This is a genomic window from Micromonospora sp. RB23 (assembly GCF_053585025.1).
In genome coordinates this window covers 2,235,927-2,253,710 of record NZ_CM132111.1, presented here as the reverse complement: position 1 = coordinate 2,253,710, position 17,784 = coordinate 2,235,927, and the positions used below count along the sequence as shown (strand labels likewise).

Annotated in this window: 15 protein-coding genes; 8 read left to right on the top strand and 7 right to left on the bottom strand. The window is 70.4% G+C overall.

What is annotated here, in order from left to right:
* Positions 1–31: 31 nt before the first annotated feature.
* Entirely contained in the window at positions 32–850 is an 819-nt protein-coding gene (gene map, locus ACTFTM_RS10395) for a type I methionyl aminopeptidase (protein WP_449565584.1), read from the bottom strand.
* A 101-nt stretch (positions 851–951) separates the two neighbouring features.
* Between map and ACTFTM_RS10390 the strand changes: the two genes are divergently transcribed.
* Both ACTFTM_RS10390 and ACTFTM_RS10385 read left to right on the top strand, forming a co-directional pair.
* Positions 952–1,218, top strand: coding sequence for a helix-turn-helix domain-containing protein (locus ACTFTM_RS10390; RefSeq protein WP_449565583.1), 267 nt, complete (start codon positions 952–954; stop codon positions 1,216–1,218).
* A 653-nt stretch (positions 1,219–1,871) separates the two neighbouring features.
* Positions 1,872–3,365 carry an arabinofuranosidase catalytic domain-containing protein gene (locus ACTFTM_RS10385; RefSeq protein WP_449565582.1) on the top strand — a complete coding sequence of 498 codons (1,494 nt, stop codon included), beginning with the start codon at positions 1,872–1,874 and terminating at the stop codon, positions 3,363–3,365.
* Between the two features lie 141 nt (positions 3,366–3,506).
* On the opposite strand, the gene ACTFTM_RS10380 is transcribed toward ACTFTM_RS10385, so the two are convergent.
* Positions 3,507–4,415 carry a ricin-type beta-trefoil lectin domain protein gene (locus ACTFTM_RS10380; protein WP_449565581.1) on the bottom strand — a complete coding sequence of 303 codons (909 nt, stop codon included), beginning with the start codon at positions 4,413–4,415 and terminating at the stop codon, positions 3,507–3,509.
* Positions 4,412–4,873, bottom strand: a complete 462-nt coding sequence (locus tag ACTFTM_RS10375) for an alpha/beta hydrolase family esterase (RefSeq protein WP_449565580.1) — start codon at positions 4,871–4,873, stop codon at positions 4,412–4,414. The genes ACTFTM_RS10380 and ACTFTM_RS10375 overlap by 4 nt, the downstream gene beginning before the upstream one ends.
* 409 nt (positions 4,874–5,282) lie before the next feature.
* On the opposite strand from ACTFTM_RS10375, the gene ACTFTM_RS10370 reads away from it, so the two are divergent.
* The gene (locus ACTFTM_RS10370) at positions 5,283–5,786 is read left to right on the top strand and encodes a hypothetical protein (RefSeq protein ID WP_449565579.1); all 504 of its coding nucleotides are present in this window, start codon (positions 5,283–5,285) and stop codon (positions 5,784–5,786) included.
* Here ACTFTM_RS10370 and ACTFTM_RS10365 read toward each other — a convergent pair.
* Both ACTFTM_RS10365 and ACTFTM_RS10360 read right to left on the bottom strand, forming a co-directional pair.
* Positions 5,752–6,540 (bottom strand): phosphatase PAP2 family protein, encoded by a 789-nt coding sequence (locus tag ACTFTM_RS10365; protein ID WP_449565578.1) that lies wholly within the window; start codon positions 6,538–6,540, stop codon positions 5,752–5,754. The two genes, ACTFTM_RS10370 and ACTFTM_RS10365, sit on opposite strands and share 35 nt — an antisense overlap.
* Positions 6,541–6,624: 84 nt before the next feature.
* Positions 6,625–8,265: an MDR family MFS transporter gene (locus ACTFTM_RS10360; RefSeq protein WP_449565577.1), complete on the bottom strand. Its 1,641-nt coding sequence runs from the start codon at positions 8,263–8,265 to the stop codon at positions 6,625–6,627.
* Positions 8,266–8,441: 176 nt separating this feature from the next.
* On the opposite strand from ACTFTM_RS10360, the gene ACTFTM_RS10355 reads away from it, so the two are divergent.
* The gene (locus ACTFTM_RS10355; protein WP_449565576.1) at positions 8,442–9,059 is read left to right on the top strand and encodes a TetR/AcrR family transcriptional regulator; all 618 of its coding nucleotides are present in this window, start codon (positions 8,442–8,444) and stop codon (positions 9,057–9,059) included.
* A gap of 6 nt (positions 9,060–9,065) precedes the next feature.
* On the opposite strand, the gene ACTFTM_RS10350 is transcribed toward ACTFTM_RS10355, so the two are convergent.
* Both ACTFTM_RS10350 and ACTFTM_RS10345 read right to left on the bottom strand, forming a co-directional pair.
* On the bottom strand, positions 9,066–10,667 hold the full coding sequence (locus ACTFTM_RS10350; protein WP_449565575.1) for an arabinofuranosidase catalytic domain-containing protein: 1,602 nt from the start codon (positions 10,665–10,667) through the stop codon (positions 9,066–9,068).
* A gap of 177 nt (positions 10,668–10,844) precedes the next feature.
* Positions 10,845–12,680, bottom strand: coding sequence for an RICIN domain-containing protein (locus ACTFTM_RS10345; RefSeq protein WP_449565574.1), 1,836 nt, complete (start codon positions 12,678–12,680; stop codon positions 10,845–10,847).
* 299 nt (positions 12,681–12,979) lie between these two features.
* On the opposite strand from ACTFTM_RS10345, the gene ACTFTM_RS10340 reads away from it, so the two are divergent.
* From ACTFTM_RS10340 to ACTFTM_RS10325, 4 genes are read left to right on the top strand one after another with little or no spacing between them, the layout of a single operon-like run.
* A complete protein-coding gene (locus ACTFTM_RS10340; RefSeq protein ID WP_449565573.1) occupies positions 12,980–14,224 on the top strand; it encodes a sugar ABC transporter substrate-binding protein in 1,245 nt (414 codons plus the stop codon).
* Positions 14,225–14,242: 18 nt separating this feature from the next.
* Complete coding sequence (locus ACTFTM_RS10335) at positions 14,243–15,214, top strand: carbohydrate ABC transporter permease (protein ID WP_449565572.1); 972 nt, start codon at positions 14,243–14,245, stop codon at positions 15,212–15,214.
* The gene (locus ACTFTM_RS10330) at positions 15,211–16,035 is read left to right on the top strand and encodes a carbohydrate ABC transporter permease (RefSeq protein WP_449565571.1); all 825 of its coding nucleotides are present in this window, start codon (positions 15,211–15,213) and stop codon (positions 16,033–16,035) included. The genes ACTFTM_RS10335 and ACTFTM_RS10330 overlap by 4 nt, the downstream gene beginning before the upstream one ends.
* A gap of 32 nt (positions 16,036–16,067) precedes the next feature.
* Positions 16,068–17,780: an amylo-alpha-1,6-glucosidase gene (locus ACTFTM_RS10325; RefSeq protein WP_449565570.1), complete on the top strand. Its 1,713-nt coding sequence runs from the start codon at positions 16,068–16,070 to the stop codon at positions 17,778–17,780.
* Positions 17,781–17,784 lie beyond the last annotated feature (4 nt).

The window sequence follows — 17,784 nt, the reverse complement described above, 5'->3', positions numbered from 1 at the left end:
CACACCCGCACGGGCGGGCGACGATCGTCAGTCAGGAGGCCGCGGCCGACTGCCCGCCGGGACGGCCCTGCTGGGCAACCTGCCCGGGGCGGGACGTCAGCACCCGGGGACCGGACTCGGTGACCGCGACGGTGTGCTCGGAGTGGGCCGAGCGTGAGCCGTCCGCGGATCGGATCGTCCAGCCGTCCTGGTCGAACTTGATCTTGTCCGTGGTACGGCAGAACCAGGGTTCGATCGCGAGCGTGAGGCCGGGCTTGAGTCTCATGCCCCGGCCGGGACGACCGTCGTTGGCCACGTGCGGGGCCTCGTGCATGGTGCGGCCGATGCCGTGTCCGCCGAACTCGTTGTTGACCTGGTAGCCGTACCGGTGGGCGACCGCGCCGATGGCGGCGGAGATGTCGCCGAGCTGGTTGCCCGGTCGCGCGACGTCGATCGCCGCCTCCAGCGCGACCTCGGTTGCCTCGATCAGCTTCAGGTCGGCCGGGGCGGGAGTGCCGACGACGACGGACAGCGCGGAGTCGGCGGCCCAACCGTCGATCTCGACCGCCATGTCGATGCTCAGCAGGTCGCCGTCGCGCAGGACGTAGTCGTGCGGCAGGCCGTGCAGCACCGCGTCGTTGACGGACAGACACAGGACGTTACGGAACGGCCCCCGACCGAACGACGGCGTGTAGTCCCAGTAGCAGGATTCGGCGCCCCGTTCGGCGATGCGGCGGCGGGCGTGGTGCTCGATGTCCATCAGGTTAACGCCGACAGCCGCCACCGCTCGCAGCTCGGCCAGTAGCTCGCCGACGAACTGGCCGGTCACGGCCATCCGGTCGATCTCCACGGCGGACTTCAGCTCGATCACGACAAACCCTCCCCATCCGGTGCGGTATATTTATACCACGTCACACGGCCGTCGGGCGGGTCGACATTGCCGGTCCACGAGGTCGGAACTATCCTGCTCACATGGTTCGGCCACCGCTCACACCGGAGCAGATCGCCGCGGGGCAACGCCTCGGCGCGGCGCTTCGGGTCGCGCGGGGCAGCCGCAGTCTCGTCGAGGTGGCCGTGGCAGCCGGCATCTCACCGGAGACCCTGCGCAAGATCGAGGTGGGTCGGCTGCCGGCGCCCGCCTTCGGCACCGTGGTCTGCCTCAGCGAGGTCCTCGGTGTCGCGCTCAGCGACCTCGCCGACGTGTGGCTCGCCGACCTGCGCTTCCGCGCCGCGTCCTAAGCACTCGACCAGGGCGCGCTGGCGGCCATGGGCCGCGCGGAACACCCGGACCGGCACCTCGCTCGCACCCTGAACAGGGGCGGCGGCGCCGAGAGCCGGACGACGGTCGTCAATGCCACTGGCAGCCGTCTATGGACAGGGCCGCCTGTTAACGCTAACGTAACGACGGCCGTCGATAACTGACCGTCACCGGGGCCTTCCACCTGCTGGTCCCGGCCACGGTCGACGTCATCCGCGGCGCGGGCGGGTGGAGCGTGGCCGACACGGGACGGCCCGAGCTCACCACCGGGCGACCCGTGCCGAGGGCCGGACGACGGATGCCTGACCACCGGCGCCCGCGGGTCGGCATCACCTCGAATCGGCCGGAGCCGTGGCCATCCGTCGGCCTTCCCACACATGCTCCAGACCACAGCCGCCGTCACCACGATCCCGGGCCGGATCGCGGGCGGCGACCGTACCGCCGCGTACCCGTCGCGCGTGGTCCGCCGACCGCGCCGTCCGCACGGTCGATCCCCCGCCGGACGGTTCGGGCGACGCCGTACGCGCCCGCCGACCGGGCCCCGTCCCGTCGTCCCCCTGCTCAGAGTCCGGGCCCGAGCAGGGTGAACGGGGCGGGGCCCGCACACCGTCAACTCCCACCCATGAGGAGAGCCGTGCGACTCCACCACATTCGCCATCGGCGGCCGGCGCTCGTCGCCGCAGCCGCCGCCCTCGTGCTCGTCGGCGCCGCCGCCACCCAGACGGTCGCCTCGGCCGCCGCCGCCGGCTGCCAGGTCACCTACGCGGTCAGCTCCCAGTGGCAGGGCGGCTTCGGCGCGAACGTCACCATCACCAACGTGGGCGACGCCATCAACGGGTGGCGGCTGACCTGGAACTTCGCCGCCGGTCAGACCGTCACCCAGCTCTGGAACGGCAGTTTCACCCAGGCCGGCGCCCAGGTGAGCGTCAGCAACGCCGCCTACAACGCCAGCATCGGAACCAACGGCAGCACCAGCTTCGGCTTCAACGGCAGTTGGACCGGCAGCAACCCGACGCCGACCTCCTTCGTCCTCAACGGCACAACCTGCAACGGCGTGGTGGATCCGACGACGCCACCGCCCACCACACCACCGCCCACCACACCACCGCCCACCACACCGCCACCGACGACCCCGCCACCCACCACACCACCGCCCACCACTCCCCCACCGAGCACGACGCTGCCCTGCGACATCTACGCGGCGGGCGGCACGCCCTGCGTCGCGGCGCACAGCACGACCCGCGCCCTGTACGCCTCCTACAACGGCTCGCTCTACCAGGTACGCCGATCCTCGGACAACACCACGCGCGCCATCGGCGTCCTCAGCACGGGCGGCCGGGCCAACTCCGCCACCCAGGACAGCTTCTGCGCGAACACCACGTGCGTCATCACGGTCATCTACGACCAGTCGGGGCGTGGCAACAACCTCGGTTACCAGGGTGCCGGCGGCATCGGTGGCGCCGTCCAACCCGCGGTCGCGACCAGGGAGTCGTTGACCGTCGGCGGAAACAAGGTCTACTCGCTCTACATCAACGGCAACAGCAGCTACTGGCGGGACGGTCACCTGACCGGCATCCCGACCGGCGCCGCGCCCGAGGGCATGTACATGGTGACCAGCGGCACCCACGTCAACAGCGGCTGCTGCTTCGACTACGGCAACAGCGAGACCACCCGCCGCGCCGACGGTCGGGGCACGATGGACGCCATCTACTTCGGCACGAGCTGCTGGTTCGGCGGATGCTCCGGCAGCGGCCCGTGGGTGCAGGCCGACCTGGAATGGGGCCTCTACCCGGGCGGCAGCAGCTCGTGGAACCCGAACCAGCGGGCGTTCACCAGCAAGTTCGTCACGGCGACGCTGAAGAACAACGGCACGTCCCGCTTCGCCATCAAGGGCAGCAACGCCCAGTCCGGAAACCTGTACACGCTCTGGGACGGTTCCCTGCCGCCCGGCTACAGCCCGATGAAGAAGCAGGGCGCGATCATCCTGGGCAGCGGCGGTGACTGCTGCATCGACAACTCCAACCAGAGCGTCGGCACCTTCTACGAGGGCGCGATGGTGGCGGGCTACCCGACCGACGCGACCGAGAGCGCGATCCAGGCGAACATCGTCGCCGCCGGCTACCGCTGAGAGCGTGACCGCCGTCCCGCGACGCGACGGCGGCGGTCACGAACGTCCACACACGCCGTGTGGCCCGGCCGGGAAGATCTCCCGGGCCGGGCCACACCGGTGGTTCAGGCCGCGCGCCGGTTCAGCACCATCGGGTACGCCTCAACCGCGCGTCCACTTCTGCCCGCTGCCGCCGTTGCAGGTCGCGAGCACCACCTGGGTGCTGTTGGCCGTGCCGCCGGCGTTCGGCGCGAGACAGAGTCCGGACTGCACACCGGTGACGGAGCCGTCGGTGTTGAGGTTCCACTGCTGGTTCGCGCCGCCGTTGCAGTCCCAGATGATCACCCGGGTTCCCGCCGTCGTACCCGCGCCCTCGGCGTCCAGGCACTTCGTTCCGTACACCTGGAGTTGCCGGCCCGCGGTCGAGGTCCACTGCTGGTTCGTGCCGCCGTTGCAGTCCCACAACGCCACCTGGGTGCCGTTCGTCCGCGACTGCGCCGGGACGTCCAGGCAGCGGCCGGCGGCGGAGTTGCGCAACGCTCCGGTGGTGCCACCCGGGGGCGGCGTCGTCGGATTCGGCGTCGTCGGAGGCGGCGTCGTGCCACTGGTGGTGTCGAAGCCGAGGAACCGGATGGCCTGCGCGGCGTCGAACGGGATGGAGTGGCCGTACCCCTGGAAGCTGATCGCCTCGACCGGCGCGGTGCCACCGGTGCCGCCGTACCGCGTCCGGGTGGCACTGGTCTGCGGATAGTCGGTGTAGCTGGGGGTCTGGGACACACCCTGCACGTTGGTCCACTGCTTGATCTGCTCGCCGAAGTTGACGTAGCTCAGCGTGGTGTCGGTGGTGCCGTGCCAGATCTGGAACCGGGGACGCTTGCCGGTGTAGCCCGGGTACGCGTTGCGTACCAGGTCCCCCCACTGCTGGGGGGTCTTGACGATCCGCCCGCCGGAGCACTCGCTGTTCCACTCCGCGCCGTTCGTGGTGGCGAAGCACCCGAACGGGACGCCGGAGGAGCTGACGCCGGCGTTGAACAGGTCGGGGTAGAGGCCGACCATCACGTTCGTCATCATGGCGCCCGAGGAGAAACCGGCGACACCGATGCGGTCCGGTCGACCGGGTAGCGACTCCGGACGTAATCGATCATCGACTTGAGGCCGACCGGATCGCTGCCGCCGTCGCGGCGCAGGGCCTGCGGGGAGGAGACGTCCCAGCACTTGCTGCTCCGGGTCACCGACGGGTAGATCACGATGTAGCCGTAGCGGTCGGCCAGCGAGCTGAGCCCGAACCCGGTGTGCACGGCGGGGCCGCTGCCGGTGCAGTAGTGCAGGGCGAGCAGGAGAGCCGGACGCGCCGCGACCCGATCGGGCACGTACAGGTGCATCTGCAGGTTCGTCGGGTTCGTACCGAAGTTGGTTACCTGGGTGAGGGTCGCGGCCGACGCCGGAGTGGCGACCGTGACCACGGCCGTCATCGTCGCCAGGGCCGTCGCCAACGCGGCGGCCAGCAGTGCGAACCTGGTTCTTCTCATGGGGATCCTTCTCGGTGGGTGGCGGCGGGGGCGGCGCGCGGGAAGGACGTCCGGGGCGACGCCCACGCGGGCGCGCGACGTCCGCCGCGCGTCGCCGGCGGCTGGGAGCAGGTGCTGATCGCGACGTCCGCCTGCCCGCAGGGACGTCTTGAGATGGTGCGGGCCCGAAGCGGGTGGCTCGCCCGGTGAGCCGTGGGAACTGTCGCCTCGACATCGACTGTGAGCGATAACATGCCGTTCGTCAAGCCGTAACGCAGGACGCCCACGAGGCCCGTACCGGAGGGCTCCGGAGAGGGGTCCGAGCCCGCGCGGCGACGTCGATCGGCGGCAGGCATCATGTCGGCGTGAACTCAACCCTGGCCGCTCTGCTCGGCTCCGCGATCACCGCCTGCGCCTCACTCCTCGTCGTGTGGACGCACAGCCGGTCAAGGGACGCCAACGCGAGCGGGCCGAGCTTCAGCGGGCGTACGTCCTGGTCCTGTCCGGCGCGCTACGCCTCGCCCACAAGGCCGAGGCGTTGCGGCAGACCAGGTACTGGCGGTCGGGTCTGCCGGAGGCGGGCAACGACCTGCTCGGCGGGCACAAGCCGCTGGGGCCGATGGGGCTGCACGACTGGTTGGCCCGGGACATGGTCACGGTGGAGGCCGCCTGGTCGGAGATCTGGACCCGCGCGGACCAGGACGGCATCGCGCTCGCCAACGGGCTCATGACCGCGTACAACGCCCTGCTGGCCGCAGCGTTGCAGGCCAGCGGGAGGGAGCCGTTCGAGGCGTCCGACGAGATGACGATCGCGAGCCGCCGTCTCGGCGAGGCGCGTCGGCAACTCGCCCTGCACGCCCGCCGGGTCGCCAAGCTGGGTCCGCGGGACGTCGACCTGTTCACCGAGCGGGAGTCCGGAGTGTTGGTGGGCTGAGGTGGGGCTCGGCGTCGGCAGGGGATGCCGACGCCGGCAGCGCCAGGTGGACGACGCCGAGCATCAGCGTCGCCACCACGCCGTCGAGCCAGTAGTGGTTGCCGGTGGCCACGACGACGAGCAGGGTGGCGAACGGGTGGGCAAGCCACAGCCACCGCAGACGTCCACGGGTCACCGTGACGAGGGCGACGGCGACGGCCAGCGCCCATCCGACGTGCAGCGAGGGCATGGCCGCGTACTGGTTGCTGAGCGCGTCGGTGTCGGGCGGCCCGTAGACCGTGGGCCCGTACCGGCTGCCGGTGTCCACCATGGCGGTCAGCGCGGTCAGCCGGGGCGGCGCCAGCGGGATCACGACGTGCAGTGCCAGGGCCGCCGCGGTCAGCACGGCGAGCGTACGGCGCAGGCGCAGGTAGCGTGCCGGGTGCCGCACGTAGAGCCAGATCAGGGTGAGTGCCGTGGCCGGGAAGTGCACGTACGCGTAGTAGTCGTTGGCCAGGTGCGCCAGCAGGGTGTGCGCGAGCACGGGGTGCTGGACGACGGTCTCGTCGGGTAGGCGTAGCAGCCGCTCCAGACGCCAGACCGACTCGCCGTTCGCCAGCGCGGTCGACACCCGACCGGCCACCACCAGCCGCGCCGCCTTGTAGAGGAGGAACAGCGTGGCGACCAGCAGCAGCTCCCGCATCGCCCGGCGCACCGGGGCGGCCCGCCGGCCGGGCGTGACCGGCCTCGACGCCGTCAGCTCGGCGATTCCCACAGGCGTCTCGATTCAGTCCTTGTCGGCCAGCGGGCCGCCATCGTCGATGACGATGGCGGCCCCTGGTTCTGCGCTCTGGAAACGTTAGCGCCGCTCGGGTGCCCCCTTCGCCGCGGCGTCGGCGGCAACCTGGTCGAAAGCGGGCGCGCCGTCGACCGCGTCGGCGGCCACCGCCGTCGACGTGGCGGCGTCCGGCAGGTCGAGGCTGGTCCGCAGGGTGACCGGCCGGAGCAGGAGCGCCGCGATGACGCCGACCACAGCGATGGCCGCGGAGATGAGGAAGATGTGGCCGGTGGCGTCGCCGTACGCGGCCCGCACGATGTGCTGGACCCCGTCGGGCAGCGCGGTGATGTTGAGGTTGCTGTCGCCACCGCTGCCCGAGGTGGGAATTCCGGCGGCGGCCAGGTCGCGGGTGATCTGGTCGGTGACCCGGTGGGCCAGTACGGCGCCGAGCACCGAGACGCCGACGGCGCCGCCGAGCGACCGGAAGAACGCGACGCTGGAGCTGGCCGCGCCGATGTCCTTCAGGGCCACCGTGTTCTGGACGGCCAGGACGAGGTTCTGCATGGTCATGCCGACGCCCGTGCCGACGATGAACATGCCGACGCCGACGAGCACCAGGGACGTCTCGTGGTCGATGGTGCCGAGCAGGCCGAACCCGGCGACCAGGATGATCGAACCGGCGACGATGTACGGCTTGATCCGGCCGGTCCGGGTGATCAGCCGGCCGGCGATGATCGAGGAGCCGAGGACGCCGGCCATCATCGGGATGGTGAGCAGGCCGGCCTCCGTCGGGCTGTAGCCCCGGCCGATCTGGAAGTACTGGCCGAGGAAGACCGCGCCACCGAACATGGCCATGCCGACCGCGAGGCTGCCCAGGATCGCCAGGGCGGTGGTGTGCTCGCGCACGATGGCGAGTGGAACGACGGGTTCGGCCGCCCGCGACTCGACCCGAACCGCCAGGGCGAGCAGGAGGAGCGAGCCGGCCACCATGGCCGCGCTCTGCCACGAGACCCAGGCGAACGATCTGTCGACGAAGGAGATCCAGATCAACAGCACGCTCACGCCGGCGGCGATCAGGCTCGCGCCCAGGTAGTCGATCTTGACGTTGTCCCGCCGGAACGTCGGCAGGTGCAGGGTCACCTGGAGCAGGATCAGCGCGACGACGGCGACCGGCACGCCCACGAAGAAGCACCACCGCCAGCCGAGCCAGGACGTGTCGACGATGAGGCCACCGAGCAGCGGGCCGCCGACGGTCGCCACCGCCATGACGCCACCGAGGTAGCCGTTGTACCGGCCCCGCTCGCGCGGCGGGATCATCGCGGCGATCGCCACCTGGACGAGAGCCTGCAGGCCCCCGACCCCGATGCCCTGGAACGCGCGGGCCGCGATGAGCTGGCCGGCGCTCTGCGAGAAGCCGGCGATGACGGAGCCCAGGAGGAACACCACGATGGCGACCTGGATGAGGAGCTTCTTGTTGAACAGGTCGGCGAGCTTGCCCCAGATCGGGGTGGTGGCCGTCGCCGTGAGCAGGGTCGCGGTGACCACCCAGGTGTACTGGGTCTGGGAGCCGTTCAACGCGCCAATGATCTTGGGAAGCGCGGTCGAGACGACCGTGCTGCTCAACATCGCGACGAAGAGCACCAGCAGCAGGCCGCTGAGCGCTTCGAGGGTCTGCCGATGGCTCATCGGCTCGGCGCCGGGCGTGGTGGTGGGTGCGCTCATCGCGCGACCTCCCGCTTGTCGTGGGTTCCAGGACGACAACCAGGCGTACGCGGTGAGGTTCCGGGTACGGACATCCACGCGCCCGAGTTGGTTGCCTCACGCAAGCATCTACCGATCTTGCCCAGCCGGCAAGTTTGCCCATTGAGAAGCCGGTCACTCGACGTACGCTGACGGCGATGGACGAGATCACCGGCCTGCGGGAGCGCAAGAAAGCAGCCACCCGCCTGGCCCTGCACGAGTCAGCCCTGCGCCTCGCGGCCGAGCAGGGCCCCGACAGCGTGACCGTCGAGGCGATCGCCGACGCCGCCAACGTCTCCCGGCGCACGTTCTCGAACTACTTCTCCAACAAGGAGGAGGCGCTCTTCTACGGCGACACGGTGCGCCTGCGCCGACTGTTGCAGTTGGTGCGCGAACGGCCGGACGGCGAGCCGCCCTGGACGGTGCTGTGCAGGGCGGCCGAACACCTCACCGCGGAGTCGTCGCGCGAGCGGGACCACGACTGGCTGACCCGACGCCGGCAGTTGCGTGGGCACCCTGGCCTGGCCGCGCACCAGGTCGCGGCGTACACCGCGATCGAGCGCGAGTTGGCGGCCGAGCTGGCGCACCGCCTCAGCGGCTTCGAGGTGGCGCTGCGCGCCCGCCTGCTGACCGCGACCTTCCTGGCCGCCCTGCGCGTCGCCATGCAGCACTGGATCGACCACCCGGGCCACGACCTGCTGGAGATCGTGCGAATCGCGCTGAACGAGGTCGGTCCTCCGCCGGCCGTGCGGCCGGCGGAGGACCCGACGCCCTGATCGCCGTCAGCGGTAGCCGGCGCCGACCACGTTGGCCTGGACCGCGTTCTCGGTCGCGTCGGTCGGGTAGCCCGCCACCATCGCACCCTCGTAGAACGTGCCGGCGCTCAGGTTCGCGCCGCCGTCGGGCTTGCAGCAGTCGCCACCGCTGCCCAGGATGATCGCGCCCTGCTTCTTCATCGGGCTGTAGCCGGACGGCAGCGAGCCGTCCCACAGCGTGTAGAGGCTGCCGGACTGCGCGTCACTGCCCTTCATGGCGAAGCGGGACGTGCCGTTGTTCTTCAGCGTCGCCGTGACGAACTTGCTGGTGAACGCCCGCTGGTTCGGGTTCCACGAGCTGCTGCCACCCGGGAACAGACCCCATTCCAGGTCGGCCTGCACCCACGGGCCGCTGCCGGAGCAACCGCCGAACCAGCACTGCTTGCCGAAGTTGATGGCGTCCATCGCCCCGGCCGCGTCGGCCTTGCGCGTCGTCTCGCTGTTGCCGTAGTCGAAGCAGCAGCCGCTGTTGACGTGGGTGCCGCTGGTCACCATGTACATGCCCTCGGGCGCGGCGCCCGTCGGCACGCCGGTCAGGTGACCGTCCCGCCAGTAGCTGTTGCCCGGGTTGATGTAGAGCGAGTACGCCTTGGCGCCGCCCACCGTCAGGGACTCCGTCGTCGCGGTGGCCGGCCTGCTCTGCGGCGAGCCCGGAACCACGCTCGACCCCTGGTACCAGAGGTCGTTGCCGCGCCCCGACTGGTCGAAGACCACCGTGATCACGCACGTCGTGCCGGCGCAGAACGAGTCCTGCGTCGCCGCGTTGGCGGTGCCGCCCGTGCCGGTCAGGCCGATGTTGCGGGTCGTGTTGTCCGACGAGCGCCGCACCTGGTAGAGGTTCCCGGCGTACGTCCCGTAGAGGGCCCGCGTCGTGCTGTGCGCCGCGATGCACGGGGTGCCGCCGGAGGCGTAGATGTCGCACGGGCGATCGCCACCCGGGGGCGGGGTGGTCGGCGGCGGGCCGGTGGTCGGCGGGGCGGAGGTCGGCGGCGTGCTCGGCGAGGCCCACTGCTGGTTGGCCCCGCCGTTGCAGGCCCAGAGGATGATCTTCGTGCCGTTCGCGGTGCCGGCCCCGTTGGCGTCGAGACACAGGCCGGACTGCACCCCGGTGATGGTGCCGTTGCTGTTGACGTTCCACTGCTGGTTGGTCTGGCCGTTGCAGTCCCAGATGATCGCCTGCGTGCCGTTCGTGGTGCCGCGACCGGACGCGTCCAGGCACTTGTTGCCGTACACGCTGAGCTGCTTGCTCGACGTCCACGTCCAGGTCTGGCCGGACGCGCCGTTGCAGTCCCAGAGCTGGGTCTGGGTGCCGTTGGTGGTGCTGGAGTTGGGGACCTCGAGGCATCGACCCGAGGCCCCGCCGACGATGGTGGTGCTCTGCCCCGGCGCGATGGCGGCGGCCATCGCCGCGGCCTCCGCGGCGGACGACGGGGCGCCGGCCGTGGCGCCGACGGTGACGAGGACGAGGGCGCCGGCCAACGCGCCGGCCAGCATGGCCAGGCGCCCGGGGCGACGTCTCGGGACGGGATCGCGGGCCAGGCCGGGCCCGACGGGGGACGGGGTACGCACGGGGTGGCTCCTGAAGAGTCGTGGCAGCGCACGGGGTGTGCCGACGCGCCGCAGGGTGGTGGCGGGGCGGGCGAATCGATTCGTAGCGATCGTATGAGCACGTTTTGATCAGTGTCAATTAAAGCCCGGTCGGCGGGAACCCCGGCGGTGGCCACCGCCGGGGTTGACGTGCGTCGCCTACCGACCCCAGATCCGCCAGGTCTGGTTCAGCGGGCTGCCCTGGCCGACCGCGTTGCAGGGCCACTGGATGACGGCCGCCCGGGCCGCCGTGGAGACGCCGTTGACGTCGACGCACTTGCCGCTGTGCCGGGCCACGAGCTGGTAGTCGTGCGAGTCGTTACCGGAGTAGGTCACCTTCCGGAGGCTGAACTGCTGGCTCGTCGCGTTCTGGCAGGTCCGCTGGATCACCGCGGCGGAGTTGGCGGTGGAGCCGCCACTGACGTCGAGGCACTTGCCGCTCTGCTGGTTGACCACCGTGTACGTGCTGGCCACGCCGGCGACCGGCCGGAAGTTCCAGAGCTGCTGGTCACCGCCCTCGCAGTAGTACTGCTGCTGGGCGTTGCCGTCGGCGGTGCCCAGGTTGGTGTTGTCCAGGCACTGCTGGGAGTGCTGGGCCACCGCCACCGACTGGAAGCCCGCCTCGGAGGGCGGCAGCAGGGTCACCGTGTACGTGTCGTTCTGGTTGCCGTACGGCAGGTTCACGGTGGCGTTGTTGTTGGACAGGTTGACGACGGTGTTCGAGACCGTGACGGGCCCCTGCACCGCGCCACCGTTGTTGTACGGGATGCGCTGAGTCAGCACCCGTACCTGGTTGTTCTGCACCACGCCGCTCGTCGTGTCGAGACGTTGCAGGTTGACGGCCAGGTTTCCGGTCGTACGACCACCCCCGACCAGGACCTTCGCGACCCCGCTCGTCTTCGTGGCGTACGCGTCGTAGGACTGACTGCCGGTCACCGCGACGATCTCGCCGGCCTGGGAGGCGTAGTAGCGGTAGACCCACCACTCCCCCTTGGGCTGGTGCTGACCGGCCGAGTTGCGGACCAGCAGGTTGCCGAGGTCGTTGTGCAGGTTGCCGGCGCTGGCCCAGTTGGCCCGCAGGCCGTCCGCGCCGGCCCGCTCCAGACGCGAGATGTACCAGGCGCCGTCGGCCGGGTTCTGCTCGTTGGACGCCCCGTACTCGTTGATCTGGTACGGGCGGGGGTGCGGGATGCCACGTGGGTCGAGGGTGGCGTTGGCGGCCGCGACGTTGGCGACCGGGTCACCCGGCAGGGAGTGCCAGCTGATGATGTCCGGCACGGTGTTCGTCGAGCGCACGAAGTCCAGGTACTGGTTCCAGAACGCGTGGTTGGTCGACGGCACGCAGGCGCAGCTCGGCCCGACGATGAGCTGGTTGGGGAACTCGGCGCGCAGCCGCTGGTACGTACGCCGCCACAACTCCAGGTACTGGGAGATCGGCCGGTTCCAGAAGATGGTGATGTTGGGTTCGTTCCAGATGTCCCACTGCACGGTCAGCCCGGACGCCCGGACGTCGCCGATGACGCGGTTCAGGAAGTTGTCGTAGTCCGTCCAGTTGCCGTTGTCGCCGGGAAAGCGCGAGATGCCCGCGCCGTCGGCGCCCCACAGGTCGTGGGGCAGCAGGATGAACTGCCCGCCGAGGGCGACGGTCCGGCGCGCCTGGGCGAGAGTGGCGTTCCAGCGGCGGTCGTAGTTTCCGCCGACCCAGCCACTGCCGGGCAGTTGCGCGCCGCCGGCCCGCATGTAGCGGAAGTTGACGTCGCGGTAGAAGTGGTCGGGCGGGCCGCTGGCGTTCTCGGTCATGCCGTAGATCCAGCCGGACGCGCGGTAGGTCGGCGTGCCGGTGGTCGTGGAGAAGTTCACGCTTATCGACTCGTCGGCGGCCTGGGCGGGGGACGCGGCGACGGTGACGGCCGTGGTGGCGGCGAGCAGGCCGACGAGGAGTCGGGCGACGAGCGCGTGCGCTCGGCCGGGCCTGCTGCGGGACGGGGTTTTCACGGGCGGCTCCTTGGTGGGGCGCGGGGGACGCTCTCCGGAGGGCTGCGCTTGCGAATCGATTCGCTCGGATCGTAGGTCGGAGACTCACTCATGTCAATGAAGTGACGGCCCGGTAAAGCCGGTGTTTCCCGCTGCTCCTCAGGAGGACCGTCGGCCGACTCTTGACCAGCGAACACGGACGGTCCTATCTTCGTGCGAACCGGTTCGTCGAATCGGTTCGCCTCATGGTCGGACCCGGCCCGGCCCGCGACGGTCAACCCACGACCCCACCACACGATCGAGTTGAAGTGAGGCAGCACATGACACGACTCAACCGACGGCGGCGACTCGCCGCCGTGGCCGTGATAGCACTCGCCGCCGTGACGACCAGCGCCTGCTCGTCGTCCGGAGACTCCGGCAGCGACGACGGTGGCCGCGCCTACCTCGTCTGGGACCCGTACCCCCAGTTCGCCGACGACTCCGACTGGGTAGCCCTGCTCAAGAAGTGCGGCACCTCGGCGGGCGTGACCGTCGAGCGGACCGGCTACGACACCACCGACCTGACCAACAAGGCCCTGCTCGCCGCCCAGCAGGGCAACTCGCCGGACGTCTTGATCATCGACAACCCGGTCATCTCGACCCTGGCCGAGGCCGGCGCGCTCACCACGACCGACGAGAACAAGCTCGACACCTCGAGCATGGAGAAGAACCTGCTCGGTGCCGGCCAGAGCGGGGACAAGACGTACGGCGTGCCGATCGGCGCGAACACGCTCGCGCTCTACTACAACAAGGACCTGCTCACCGCCGCCGGCGTCGACCCGACCTCGGTCACCGACTGGACGTCGCTGACCACGGCGCTCACGAAGGTCAAGGCAAAGGGCAAGAAGGGCATCACCTTCTCCGCGATCGGCACCGAGGAGGGCAGCTTCCAGTTCCTGCCCTGGTTCTGGGGATCGGGCGCGCAGTTGACCAGCCTGGACTCCCCACAGGCGGTCTCCGCGCTGACGCTGTGGACGAACTGGCTGAAGCAGGGTCTCGCGCCGAACTCCGTCATCAACAACACCCAGACCACGAGCTGGCAGGAGTTCGCCAGCGGCGACTTCGCGTTCGCCGAGAACGGCACCTGGCAGCTCGCGAACGCCGAGAAGCTGGGCTTCCCGTACGGCACCATCGCGATCCCGGCCAGCGCGGGCGGACCGGCCCCGGCACCGACCGGTGGCGAGTTCGTCTCGATCCCGGTCCAGCGCAAGACCGACCGGTACGCGACGTCGCAGAAGCTCGTCACCTGCCTGACCAGCGCCGACAACCTCCTGACCACCGACACCACACTCTCCTACGTCGCGCCGGTGGCCGCCGTCCAGGACCGGCAGGCCGCCGAGAACCCCAAGCTCAAGGTCTGGGTCGAGGCGGTCCGGGCGGCGAAGGGCCGCACCGGCGACAACCTCGGCACGAAGTACCCGAAGATCTCCGAACCCCTGTGGAGCGCCGTGCAGGCTGCCCTGAGCGGCGGGAAGTCGCCGCAGGAGGCGCTGACCGCCGCGCAGTCCACGGCCGCGGGCAAGTAAGCGGGCCGAACCGACGACATGCCCTTCACGACGCAGACCTCCACCCCCACGCGGGACCACGGTGGGGCGGCCGACGCCGCCCCACCCGGGCCCACCGCGCGTCACACCCGCCGACCCGGCCGCTGGCTGGCGTGGGGCTTCCTGGCGCCGACGGTCGTCTACCTGCTGGCCTTCTACGCCTACCCGCTCTACCGCAACGTCGAGCTGAGCCTGCGCGAGTACACCGTCCGGTCCTTCGTACAGGGTGGCGCGCCCTTCGCCGGCCTGGACAACTACCGCACCGTCCTGACCGATCCGGCGTTCTGGTCGACCTTGACGCACACCCTGGTGTTCACCGGCGCGTCGCTCGTCTTCCAGTTCAGCATCGGCATGGCCCTGGCGCTCTTCTTCCGCCAGCACTTCCCGCTGTCGGGCACCCTGCGCGCGCTGATCCTCGTACCGTGGCTGCTGCCGCTGATCGTGTCCGCCTCGACCTGGTCGTGGCTGCTCAACAGCGACTCGGGCCTGGTCAACGCCGCGCTGGGAGTCATCGGGATCGACCCGGTCAACTGGCTCACCTCGCCGACCTGGTCGCTCACCTCGGTGATCATCGCCAACATCTGGATCGGCATCCCCTTCAACCTGGTCGTGCTCTACAGCGGCCTCCAGGCGATCCCGGTGGAGGTGTACGAGGCGTCCGCCATCGACGGCGCGACCGGCTGGCAACGGTTCTGGTCGATCACGTTCCCACTGCTGCGCCCGGTCTCCGCGATCACGCTGCTGCTAGGGCTGATCTACACGCTCAAGGTCTTCGACATCATCTGGATCATGACCAGAGGCGGCCCGAGTGGCTCCTCCGCCACGTTCGCCACCTGGTCGTACCGTCTCGGCTTCGGCAACCTGCTGCCCGAGTTCGGTCCGGGCGCGGCCGTCGGCAACCTGCTCATCGTGCTGGCGCTGATCGCCGGGCTCTTCTACATCCGGTTCCAACGGAGGCAGCACCTACGATGACCACGTCAACGCCGCGCGTCTGGTGGAAGACCCTCGTCGGCCTGGCGCTGACCGGGCTGATGCTCTTCCCCGTCTACTGGATGATCAACGTGTCGTTCACCCGGGACCAGGACATGCGGGCCAGCCCGCCGCACCTGTTCCCGACCAACGGCACGCTGGACGGCTACCGGGCCGTCCTCGACCAGCAGCTGCCCTACCTGGGCACCAGCTTCGTGGTCGGGCTCGGGACGGTGGCGCTGACGGTGGCGCTCGCCGCCCCCGCCGGGTACGCGCTGGCGAAGCTGCGCCCGCCCGGTGGGCCGGCTCTGAGCTTCCTGCTGCTGATCGCCCAGATGATCCCCGGAATCATCATGGCGATGGGCTTCTACGCCATCTACCTCACGCTCGGCGTCCTCAACACGCTGCCCGGCCTGATCCTGGCCGACACCACCCTCGCGGTGCCGTTCGCCGTACTCATCTTCACGGCCTTCATGTCGGGCATCCCCGACGAGCTGCTCCAGGCCGCCGTCGTCGACGGCGCGGGTCGGCTGCGCACCTTCTGGTCGATCGTGCTGCCGGTCAGCCGCAACTCGATCGTCACGGTGTCGCTGTTCGCGTTCCTGTGGTCCTGGTCGGACTTCATCTTCGCCTCGACCCTCGCCGGTGGCGGCGACCACCAACCCATCACCCTCGGCATCTACCACTACATCGGCAACAACAACCAGCAGTGGAACGCCATCATGGCCACCGCTGTGGTCGCCTCCGTCCCCGCAGCCGTCCTGCTGATCCTGGCCCAGCGGTACGTCTCGATGGGCGTGACCGCCGGCGCCGTCAAGGACTGACCAACCGCACCACAGAAAGGCAGCCGCCACCCATGACTGTCGCCCCGTCCGGTCCGGAGTTCGCCATCCAGGACATCCCGTTCAGCTACCGGGGGTCCTGGCTCAACATCTCCCCCGTTGTCGCCGAGAAGACGTACGCCGACGACCTGCACCTGGTGTCGCACCAGACCGGGCTGCACCCGGTGCTACGCCTCTCCCCCGCGGCGCCGGACGCCACCGTCATCGCCACGCCCGCGCTGCTGACCTGGCGTGCCGGTTCCGGCCGGATCGAAGCCGTCTTCGACGGACCGGACACCCTGCGGATCCGGGGTCGACAGCTCGGCCTGCGGATCGCCGCGGCGGCAGGCACGCTCACCCCGTTCAGCGGCAGCTACCTCTACCGCGACCCGGTCGACGGCTCGCACGTGTTCACCTCGTACGAGACCGGACGTCGCTACCGGGTCACGGTGCTGGCCGGCGCGCTGCGCGGCACCGACGGCGTCGAGGCGCTCGGCAGCGCCGACCGGTCCCTGGACCTCGCGGGTGACGAGCCCTGGGAAATCGCCGTCGAGGAGTACGCCACCGCGCGGCGGCCCTACGCCACGACCGTCGCCTTCGATCAGGTGTGCCGGGACCGCAGCGCCGAGTTCGCCGCGTTCGTCGACGCGGTCGCGCCGTGGCGCGACGACAACACTCCGGCCGCCGAGCTGGCCGCGTACGTGCTGTGGTCCGCCACCGTCGACCCGGCGGGCTTCGTCACCCGGCCCGCCGTGCTGATGTCAAAGCACTGGATGGACAAGGTGTGGAGCTGGGACCACTGCTTCAACGCGATCGCCCTGGCCGCCGGCGAACCCGAGCTGGCCTGGCACCAGTTCCACCTGCCCTTCGACCACCAGGACGCCGCGGGCGCGCTCCCCGACTCGGTCACCCACTCCGAGGTCCTGCACAACTACGTCAAGCCCCCCATCCACGGCTGGGCGCTGCGGCACCTGCGCCGACGCCTCCCCCACCCACCGGACCGGACGGCGCTCGCGCAGACGTACGACCGGTTGGCCCGCTGGACCGGGTTCTGGCTGGACGCGCGCCGCGCGCCCGGTGCCGACCTGCCGCACTACCAGCACGGCAACGACAGCGGCTGGGACAACGCCACCACCTTCGACGACCACCGGGTCCTTGAGACCGCCGACCTGGCCGCGTTCCTCGTCTCGCAATTGGACTGCCTGGCCGACCTCGCGGCCGAGCTGGGCGAGGAGGCCGGCCGGTGGTCCCGGGAGGCCGACCGGATCCGCACGGCGATGCTCCGGGAGCTGTGGGACGGTGAGCGTTTCGCCGCCCGCAGCCCGCACACCGGCCAGCGGCGGACCAGTCGTAGCCTGCTCGACCTGATGCCCGTCGCGCTCGGCGCCGACCTGCCCACCCCGGTCGCCGACGCGCTGGCCCGGGGCGTCGAGGCCCACCTCACCACCCACGGGCTGGCGACCGAGCCGACCGACTCGGCCCACTACGTCGCCGACGGCTACTGGCGGGGCCCGATCTGGGCGCCCTCCACGGTGCTGGTCGAGGACGGCCTCCGGCGGGCCGGGCACACCGCCATCGCCGACGACATCAGCCAACGCTTCCTCGCGCTCTGCGAGAAGTCGGGTTTCGCGGAGAACTTCGACGCCGAGACCGGCGCGGGGCTGCGCGACCGCGCGTACACCTGGACCGCCAGCAGCTACCTCATCCTCGCCGCCGCGCAGCAGGAGCGGCGGGCGGCACGGCGGTAAGCGG

What these genes read in the sequence shown, in the direction of transcription:
- ACTFTM_RS10335 (WP_449565572.1), top strand. Translation starts at nt 14,243, where the DNA reads ATGCCCTTCACGACGCAGACCTCCACCCCCACGCGGGACCACGGTGGG.
- ACTFTM_RS10380 (WP_449565581.1), bottom strand. Translation starts at nt 4,415, where the DNA reads ATGATGACGAACGTGATGGTCGGCCTCTACCCCGACCTGTTCAACGCC.
- ACTFTM_RS10360 (WP_449565577.1), bottom strand. Translation starts at nt 8,265, where the DNA reads ATGAGCGCACCCACCACCACGCCCGGCGCCGAGCCGATGAGCCATCGG.
- ACTFTM_RS10325 (WP_449565570.1), top strand. Translation starts at nt 16,068, where the DNA reads ATGACTGTCGCCCCGTCCGGTCCGGAGTTCGCCATCCAGGACATCCCG.
- ACTFTM_RS10375 (WP_449565580.1), bottom strand. Translation starts at nt 4,873, where the DNA reads ATGAGAAGAACCAGGTTCGCACTGCTGGCCGCCGCGTTGGCGACGGCC.
- ACTFTM_RS10340 (WP_449565573.1), top strand. Translation starts at nt 12,980, where the DNA reads ATGACACGACTCAACCGACGGCGGCGACTCGCCGCCGTGGCCGTGATA.
- ACTFTM_RS10390 (WP_449565583.1), top strand. Translation starts at nt 952, where the DNA reads ATGGTTCGGCCACCGCTCACACCGGAGCAGATCGCCGCGGGGCAACGC.
- ACTFTM_RS10330 (WP_449565571.1), top strand. Translation starts at nt 15,211, where the DNA reads ATGACCACGTCAACGCCGCGCGTCTGGTGGAAGACCCTCGTCGGCCTG.
- ACTFTM_RS10355 (WP_449565576.1), top strand. Translation starts at nt 8,442, where the DNA reads ATGGACGAGATCACCGGCCTGCGGGAGCGCAAGAAAGCAGCCACCCGC.